General features: G+C 44.2%; 10 protein-coding genes. 6 read left to right on the top strand and 4 right to left on the bottom strand.

Annotated features, from left to right (window positions below):
• Positions 1-184: 184 nt before the first annotated feature.
• From rpsF to dnaB, 6 genes are read left to right on the top strand one after another with little or no spacing between them, the layout of a single operon-like run.
• The gene (gene rpsF / locus ACODJP_RS09475) at positions 185-475 is read left to right on the top strand and encodes a 30S ribosomal protein S6 (RefSeq protein ID WP_422480863.1); all 291 of its coding nucleotides are present in this window, start codon (positions 185-187) and stop codon (positions 473-475) included.
• A gap of 14 nt (positions 476-489) precedes the next feature.
• Complete coding sequence (ssb, locus tag ACODJP_RS09470) at positions 490-975, top strand: single-stranded DNA-binding protein (protein ID WP_422480861.1); 486 nt, start codon at positions 490-492, stop codon at positions 973-975.
• A gap of 23 nt (positions 976-998) precedes the next feature.
• Positions 999-1301, top strand: coding sequence for a 30S ribosomal protein S18 (rpsR, locus tag ACODJP_RS09465; protein WP_422480859.1), 303 nt, complete (start codon positions 999-1001; stop codon positions 1299-1301).
• Positions 1302-1309: 8 nt separating this feature from the next.
• Positions 1310-2260: a hypothetical protein gene (locus ACODJP_RS09460; protein WP_422480857.1), complete on the top strand. Its 951-nt coding sequence runs from the start codon at positions 1310-1312 to the stop codon at positions 2258-2260.
• Positions 2261-2273: 13 nt separating this feature from the next.
• Positions 2274-2903 carry a 50S ribosomal protein L9 gene (rplI, locus tag ACODJP_RS09455; RefSeq protein WP_422480855.1) on the top strand — a complete coding sequence of 210 codons (630 nt, stop codon included), beginning with the start codon at positions 2274-2276 and terminating at the stop codon, positions 2901-2903.
• 8 nt (positions 2904-2911) lie between these two features.
• Positions 2912-4321 carry a replicative DNA helicase gene (dnaB, locus tag ACODJP_RS09450; protein ID WP_422480853.1) on the top strand — a complete coding sequence of 470 codons (1410 nt, stop codon included), beginning with the start codon at positions 2912-2914 and terminating at the stop codon, positions 4319-4321.
• Here the strand turns inward: dnaB and rseP are convergent.
• The 4 genes from rseP to uppS are packed head-to-tail and all read right to left on the bottom strand — an operon-like array spanning position 4307 to position 8424.
• On the bottom strand, positions 4307-5674 hold the full coding sequence (gene rseP / locus ACODJP_RS09445; protein WP_422480851.1) for an RIP metalloprotease RseP: 1368 nt from the start codon (positions 5672-5674) through the stop codon (positions 4307-4309). The genes dnaB and rseP overlap by 15 nt on opposite strands.
• Positions 5671-6843, bottom strand: coding sequence for a 1-deoxy-D-xylulose-5-phosphate reductoisomerase (gene dxr, locus ACODJP_RS09440; protein WP_422480849.1), 1173 nt, complete (start codon positions 6841-6843; stop codon positions 5671-5673). Before dxr ends, rseP begins: the two co-directional genes overlap by 4 nt.
• Before the next feature lie 10 nt (positions 6844-6853).
• Positions 6854-7693 (bottom strand): phosphatidate cytidylyltransferase, encoded by an 840-nt coding sequence (locus ACODJP_RS09435; RefSeq protein ID WP_422480847.1) that lies wholly within the window; start codon positions 7691-7693, stop codon positions 6854-6856.
• Entirely contained in the window at positions 7690-8424 is a 735-nt protein-coding gene (gene uppS / locus ACODJP_RS09430) for a polyprenyl diphosphate synthase (protein ID WP_422480845.1), read from the bottom strand. Before uppS ends, ACODJP_RS09435 begins: the two co-directional genes overlap by 4 nt.
• Between the last annotated feature and the right edge of the window lies 1 nt (position 8425).

Genomic DNA, 8425 nt, shown 5'->3' with positions numbered 1-8425 from the left:
GTTGAACCGCCGTATGCCGAACGGCATGTACGGTGGTGTGAGAGGTTGGGACCTAGCGGTCCCCGCCTACTCGATTTCGTAACAAGCATTCGACTGGCTCCTTGACCAAAAGAATTACTTATGGTAGGTTATTTTGACCTCTTTATCCACTGTGAGTGGATCATATAGTCCGTAAGGAGGAACTATGAGAAACTATGAATTCACCGTCATCTTCGATTCCAATGAAGATCAGACGGCAAAAGGTCTTGACTTGATTCTCGCGGAGCTCAAATCCGCACAAGTTGAGATTACCAAGCAAGAAGATATGGGAGTGCGAAACCTTGCATACCCCATCCGCAAGCAAGACAAAGGTCACTACTACTATTTTGAATTGAAGGCCGACCCATCCATCATCAATGGGTTCAACAACTCCTTCAAGCTTATGGTACCCGTATTGAAATTCTTGTTCGTTAATAAGAACGACCAAGTCTCATAACGGAGTGGTACATTATGGCGAATGACACCAATATCGTAGTGCTCGTCGGCCGTCTCACACGTGAGAGCGAATTAAGATTCACCAACAGTGGTACTGCAATAGGCAGATTTTCCTTGGCTGTTAACCGTATGAAGAGGTCTGGTGACCAGCGGGAGGAAGAGGTGAGTTTTTTCGATATCACAGTATGGGGTAAGCAGGCTGAGGTACTGAATCCATACCTTACCAAAGGACGTCAAGTATGTGTCCAAGGTGAGTTGCGACAGAGCCGCTGGGAACAGGAAGGACAGAGCAGGAGCAGGATTGAGGTCGTAGCCAACAACATTCAGTTGCTGGGAGGTTCTTCAGGAGGCAATGCTTCTGGTTCTACCGATTATAGAGGTCCCCAAGACCAAGTCAATCGCAACTCGGGAGGATTCCAACAGAAAGGGAATGGTAATATGCCGTCGGCACCAACCGGTTTCCCTGGACCTGAACAGTTTGATGATGATATCCCATTCTAATTGGAGATAGGAGTAGAGATACTATGCGTGAGGATAGAGACAATATGAATAAGAATGATAGTAACGACGGAAGAGGCGGAAACAACTCGAGAGATCGTCGTTTTGGAAATCGGAGAGGACCCTTCAAGAAAAAGGTTTGTAAGTTCTGTACCCAGAATCTGGTTGCCGACTATAAGAACCCCGATCTGTTGAGAAGGTATGTGACAGAGCGTGGGAAAATCCTTCCCAGCCGGATAACCGGTACCTGTGCAAAACACCAGCGAGCCCTCACCACCGAAATCAAGCGGGCCAGAGTTTTGGCTTACTTGCCGTTCGATCGCAAATAGGGGATGCTATGGAACGGCAGACCTTGGTAATGCTGCGTTCAGGTGTGCTGGCTGTCGTACTTTCGTTGGTATTGTACCGGGTAGCTGCTTCATCTACGCTGTTTATCGTTCCCTTGCTGTTCTTCGCACCACAATTCCGGCCTAACCGATTGGCTTTGTTGCCAGTTGTTTTGGTGGCTTTATTCTTAATAGGGTCACAGTTGGTAGGTCTGGGAGGTTTTTTACAGGATATTTCGGTTGCCGGTGCATTGGTGGTTGCCTTTTTTATGCCGCTATCACTGCTTGTAGGTGCCGGGATATGGATTGGATTGCAAATGGAGGGGATGTTGAAGCGATTGCTTTTTTCCTCCTCGTTCGCGGCCATAATTGGGATAGGGTTGTTGTTCTGGCTCTCTGGAGAGTCGGAATCGGCGATAGCTACCGCAAATACTTACAAGCAGATTGTGGAAGCCATGGTGCCGAGTCTATTTGGTGATCAAGTGCCTTTGGGTATGGATGCACAAACTTTGTTTAATGCAGTCGTATCCTTGGTGAAACTGGGATTCCTGCCTATTTTTATTGGGCAGTTTGGCCTTTCGGTACTTATCAGTGAACTACTGATACATAGAGCCCAATGGTCTTACCAGGATCGGATGGCACGTTGGCATTTGCCGGAAATTTCTGTTTGGATTTTTCTCGGTGGATGGACCGTTGTACTGGCAACTCTTGTTGTTGACATGCCTGTGCTGGAAAGCCTCGCTTGGAATATTGCTTTGTCGGCTACCTTGCTCTATATGGTGCAGGGAGTTTCGATACTGGCATTTCTTGTCCGGAAAAGAAATCCGGGAGCGACGGCTACGAGGATCTTTTTCCTCTCATTCCTGTTGGTCATGTTACCAGGTGTGAATGTGATCCCGTTGGCGGTTTTGCCCCTATTGGGCGTATCGGAAACGTGGATCGGGTATAGAAAGATTGCATAAGGAGATACATTCTATGAAAATCATATTGAACCAGGATGTTCATAATCTCGGTGAAGAAGGGGATATTGTAGTTGTCAAAGATGGCTATGCACGTAACTACCTTCTTCCCAAAGGGTATGCTGTATTGTCGAATAAGGCTAACCAAGCACTTTTCGCAAGTCGTGCAGCTGCTATTGAGAAAAGAAAGGAAGAGAAGCGAAAGGCTGCGGCTAGTTTGAAAGACCGTCTCGATGAGATGTCTCTGACCTTGGCTGTTTCAGCTGGAGAATCCGGTAAACTTTTCGGTTCTGTTACCAATGCTATGATCCAGGAAGCTTTGGCCAAAGAGGGTATCGAAGTCGAGAGAAAACGGATCGAAGTCGCAACCCATGCCATCAAGATGGTAGGATCTTACTCAGTGAAGGTTCGTCTTTATGAAGGTGAGAGTGCACAGGTAAAGATCGAAGTAGTCAGTGAGAATGCCATTAAGAAGCAGGAAGCTGAAAAGGCTGCGATCGAAAAGGCAGAAGCTAAGGCAGCAGCAGCTGCAGCAAAGGCAGAAGCCGGGAAAACTGAAGTAGTTGAAGAGGAAGTAGTCGAGGAAGAACTCTACGGTGCCGAAGGTGCCGATGAAGACGACCTGGATGAAGATGATGAGGAATAGTCTCTAAGATGGCATCTTATCTGTCGGCTGGGCGTATCCCTCCCCATAACGACGATGCTGAACGTGCAGTGCTCGGAGCAGTCTTGCTCAGTAGTACTGCGTTCAGTGAAGTCTCGGAGGTGTTACGGAAAGACGATTTTTACAAGCCTGGACATCAGGTCTTATTCGATGCCATCCTAGCTTTCCATCAGGAACACAGTAGCCAAACCATCGATCTAATAACAATCACCGATTATTTGAGGTCTAAGAATCTCTTGGACCTCACCGGTGGTATGGCATATGTAGCATCGCTTACTAGTGACGTACCCACAACATCTAATGCTGTCTATTATGCAAACATCGTACGTTCTCATAGTCTCCGAAGAGCGTTGTTGGAGTTGAGCGGAAAGCTACAGGAAGAAATATTCGACGAATCCCAAGAAATTGCCAATGTACTCGATGAAAGCGAGAGGAAACTCAGTGACCTTCAAGCCAGTAGCGGTACTTTTACTGAGAAATACCAAGAGAGCTCAATTCTTGTAAATAAGACCGTAGACCGTCTGATGGAGAGGGCAAAACACGGAAATATTGACGGAGTAAAAACTGGCTTTATTCAATTGGATGAGATGACTGGAGGGTTCCAACCTGCCGAGTTCATCGTAATTGGTGCGAGACCATCGGTTGGTAAGACCGCCTTTGCCATCTCCATGGCAGTCGATATAGCTATCAAACGAAAGATTCCAACAGGCTTTTTCTCTGCTGAAATGACAAGTATGGCTATTATGGAACGTATTTTGGCAGCAGAAGCTAGAGTTGATTCCAAGAGAATTCGTTCGGCAATTTTGCGAAGCCAGGATATGGTCAATATTGTAGATGCGGCAAGTCGAATATATGAAGGCAAATTGTATATCCAAGACACTCCGAACATTAAACTTCTTGATCTTCGCAGCCAAGCTCGTAGGATGAAACGAGAAAAGGATATTAAAATCCTTTTTATAGACTATATCAGTTTGATTAATCCTGAATCCAAGGCTAATGTACCTCGGCATGAGCAAGTCGCAGAGATATCAAGATCTCTAAAATCATTGTCCAGGGAGTTACAGATTCCTATTGTCGCGTTATCACAGGTGTCCCGTGATGCTGAGGGCAAAGAACCGAATCTGGCTAATCTTAGGGAATCGGGGTCTGTGGAGCAGGATGCCGATGTTGTAATTTTACTACATCGTGACCGTTTGGCCGACCTTTCGGGGAATGATAAAGAGGGTAGAAACGGCAATTCCAATCAGCAGGCTCCCCAAACTATCCAAGGATTCCCTGTACAGGAAACAAAAGTTATCCTTGCAAAACAGAGAAATGGCGAAACCGGTGTAATTACCATGGGCTTCCAGAATCAATTAGTTCGATTTGTAGACATTGAGCGTTCTTCAGGGTCCTATTAAAAAGAACCGTAAATCTGATAAAAGAACCAATATCATAATAAACAAAAGAAAAGACATCCCAACTGCCTGGAAACGAACATACCATTTGGGACTTACTCGCTTGCCCCGAATGAATTCGACCAGACTCAATAAGATCGCACCACCATCAAGACCAGGAATTGGGAGTAGGTTGGTAATTCCCAAAGAGATACTCACCATAGCCAAAAGATGTAGCATTACCCGAATTCCGGAATTACGCATTTCACCGATTACATACGAGATCCTCAGTGGCCCAGCAAGAGAATTCTGTAGTGAAGAATCCTTGAAAAGAGATGGAATCAGTTGAATAGTCTCTCGAATTGAAGAAAATGTTGTCGAGAAAGCCTGTGATATAGCTTTTCGGAAAGGAAGACCATCATTGGTTCTTATAGGAACTGAGAAAGAAAAACCATACGAATTTTTCCCTGTGTTATCTTTTTGAGGGATGTATGAAACAGTTTTCTCTATACCATCGCTATTGCGTAGGGTTAACTTAAGTACCTGTGGATTATCCGACAGTTCATCCATAACTGCAACAGTTTGGGCTACTGGTTTTCCCTGTACTGAAATAATGGTATCTCCTACAGCCATGGAAGTGCTTGATTCGGGAGACAGCTCTTCAATAGTGCCTATGGTAGGGACGATGAAAGATGTTACACCAAAGAGAGGTCTGTTTTGTTCTACATCATATTCGGGAACAATATCAAACTCCATAATGCGACCATCTCTATCAATAGTGAAACGGGTAGGGGAATTTACTTCTTTCTTGGAAAGGAGGTTTCTGATTTCGACAAAATCTGAAACAGGTTCTCCGTCTATACTAAGGATAACATCACCACTTTTCATTCCCCCCTGGTGAGCTGCGTTTCTATAGTCTACATCTTGGTTGAATACTGCAGGATGGTCACTGGAAACGACGATTCGATTTGGTTCTGCATAACTCTGATAATCCATCATTAAAAAAGGAATAAAGAGTATTACTGCAAAAGCCAAGTTGAACAATGGCCCGGCAATATATGTAGGAATTCGTTTTAATGGAGATATGGCGAATAATGATCCCGGTGCAATATTCGAGAACTCATTGCCCCCAGAATGTAATGACTGTTGCAGATCTTCAGATCCTTTTAGTCTGCAATACCCTCCGAGGGGAAAAAGGTTGATACGATACTCCGTACCACCTGAGCGCCATTTCTTCAGTGCTTTACCCCAACCGATTGCGTATACCTCTACTGAAATACCAGATAATCTCGCAAATAAAAAGTGGCCTGTCTCATGGATGGTCACCATAAGGGAAATACTCAATACTCCGATTATAAAGGAGACGAGATTGCTCATTCTACCAGTCCCCTAATAACATGTCTTGCTAAGGTCCTAACAGATGAATCGATCAATACGATTTCATCTAGCGAAGTATACGTCATTGACCAGTCGTGTTCGAAGGTTGCTTTAACAACGGTAGCTATCTGATTGAAGTCGATCATTTCGTCGATGAAAGCTTGGACCGCTATTTCATTGGCTGCGTTGAATGCTATGGGATAACTTGCTTTTTTTTCGATGGCTTCGAACGCAATCTTAAGAAGTGGAAATCTATCAAAATCGGGCTTCATGAATTGAAGTGTCAAAGATGTGAAATCAAGAGGTTTGACGATATCCTTTAAATGGATATGAGAATCGGCGATTGCAGACATGATAGGCAAAGCCATATCAGGTGGTGACAATTGGCCATAGACTGCACCATTGTGCAGCCTTATCATGGAATGGACGATACTCTGAGGGTGGATTACGACTTCAATATTCTTGGAATCGAATCCGAATAGGTAAGAAGCTTCTATTACCTCGAGTCCTTTATTTGCCAAAGTTGCTGAATCTATGGAAATTTTCGCTCCCATTTGCCATGTGGGATGGGAAACGGCCATAGCTACCGTAATATTCTCCATTTGGTCAGCAGAGAAATTCCTGAATGGTCCACCAGAAGCTGTAATTACTAGTTTTTGAATATTTTTTATTCCATGTGCTTGAATAAGTGCATCGATAGTACTGTGCTCGCTATCAACTGGAATGATCGTAACTCCAAGATTTCTTGCGTGGGAAAAGAGAAGGTTCCCAGCCATGACGATACTCTCTTTGTTAGCTAATGCAACGTTTTTATTACTCTCGATAGCTGCGAAAGTTGGGGCTAAACCACTAGAGCCTGCTATACCATTCAAAACGATATCGGCTTTGGTATTACGTATCATATCCAACAGACCATCTTTACCGGTATAGAAAACTAGACCGGGTGGGAGCTGTTCTTTCTCATAAAGGGATGGATCTTCCTTGGATAGGCAAATGGTATTACAGTTCCATTGGTTCGCTATATGGATGAGGTCCTTATAGGATGAATGGGCGCTCAATCCTACAATTTCGAAATCTTTCACATATGGCAGTAACGCTTGCAAGGCTGTAGTACCAATACTTCCTGTGCAACCGAGGATAATGATCTTCCTTTTTTCGCGTACACCCATATTCATCCCTCTAAGAAAGTAATTCTATGAGGATAAGGAAAAAAGGTGCGCTGATGAGCAGGGAATCGATCGAATCCATGATTCCACCTCTTCCCATTATGATAGTTCCCGAATCCTTGACATTTGCGCCGCGTTTAAGGGCGGATTCTATCAAATCGCCAATATTGCTAATGATCGAGACAACCAATCCCAAGGCAATTCCCTCAATAATGTTGAACATTCGGGCCATTGCAGGAATGAAGGATATCCAAAGGACAGCAATGGTTATACTTGAGGCAATACCACCGATAAAACCGGCAAGGCTCTTGTTAGGACTGACAGTAAAAATATTACGATTGCTTTTTCCCAACCACATACCAAAGATATATGCGAACGTATCGTTTCCAAACACGAGTAAGAAAAGCATGAGCAATAGGAGCGTGCTTTGTTCAAACATGAGAAGGCGTATGAGGAAAACAGAAAAGAAACCAGGATAGATGATAAGAAAAACAGTGCGGGAAATTCTATCGATTGTTGAGGCGAATCCATCGCTTCCACCAATAAAAATCTCTTTAGTGAAGCCGATGGTAAAAAGAATCATGAGAGTAACAATTAAAAGCGGTGATTGTGGAAAGTATATCAATTCAATGAATTGCACTGCAGGCAGAGCCATAGTAAGCCAGAATGGTATCAAAGGATTGTTTTCCTTCTCGAAAAGAATCCCCTTGATTTCATAGCTTCCAGTAAATACAGCTAAAAGGGTCAATATTGCAAAACCCAAATGGTGAAACTGTGGGAAAAAGTATATAAGACTGAACAGTGCGGGAACACTGGTCAAGGTTAGAAGCAAGCGCTTCCCAAAGCTAGTCATGAATCGACCCCTCCGAATCTCCGAGCCCTCTTAGCGAAATCATCACATGCGGACTTCAATTCTTTCGCACCCCAATCGGGCCAAAGTGTATCATAGAATGCAAATTCGGCATAGGCAGCATCCCAAAGCATAAAGTTACTCAGTCGTTTTTCGCCTCCTGAACGGATGATAAGATCGACTGGTGGAATAAACGAAAGATCTAGATTGCTACGGATATCGGTTTCTGAAATTGGCGTGTCACCATTTCTGGTTTTAAGCCAACGGTTGATGGAACGAACGATTTCATCATGACCGCCATGGTTGATAGCAAGCGATACGACAAGTCTATCCAAGTCCGCTGTAGCCTCTTGGGTAGCAATGATTGCATCCCGAGCTGCGTTATTAAGTTTTTCGAAATCTCCCCGTATGAGAACCCTGGCTCCAACACGCTTGTAAAAATCGACTTCACTATACAAACGTGTTGCCAGAAGGTTCATCAAATAGTCTACCTCTTTCTGTGGCCTTTTCCAATTTTCAGTAGAGAAGACATAGTAGGTCAGATACGGTATGCCTAATCGAGAAGCTTCAGTTGTGATACGTTTCGCAGCCTTGACACCTTCATAATGCCCGGCAGTACGTGGCAGTCCCCGTTTGGTAGCCCATCTTCCATTACCATCCATAATGATTCCAACATGGGAGGGATAGAGTTCGGTACCAACAGGAGCTATATTGTTAACTTTTCCTAATGCCACG

The organism is Pleomorphochaeta sp. DL1XJH-081 (assembly GCF_049310885.1).
GTDB lineage: Bacteria > Spirochaetota > Spirochaetia > Sphaerochaetales > Sphaerochaetaceae > CAYZJV01.
This window is presented reverse-complemented; position numbering and strand designations above follow the sequence as displayed.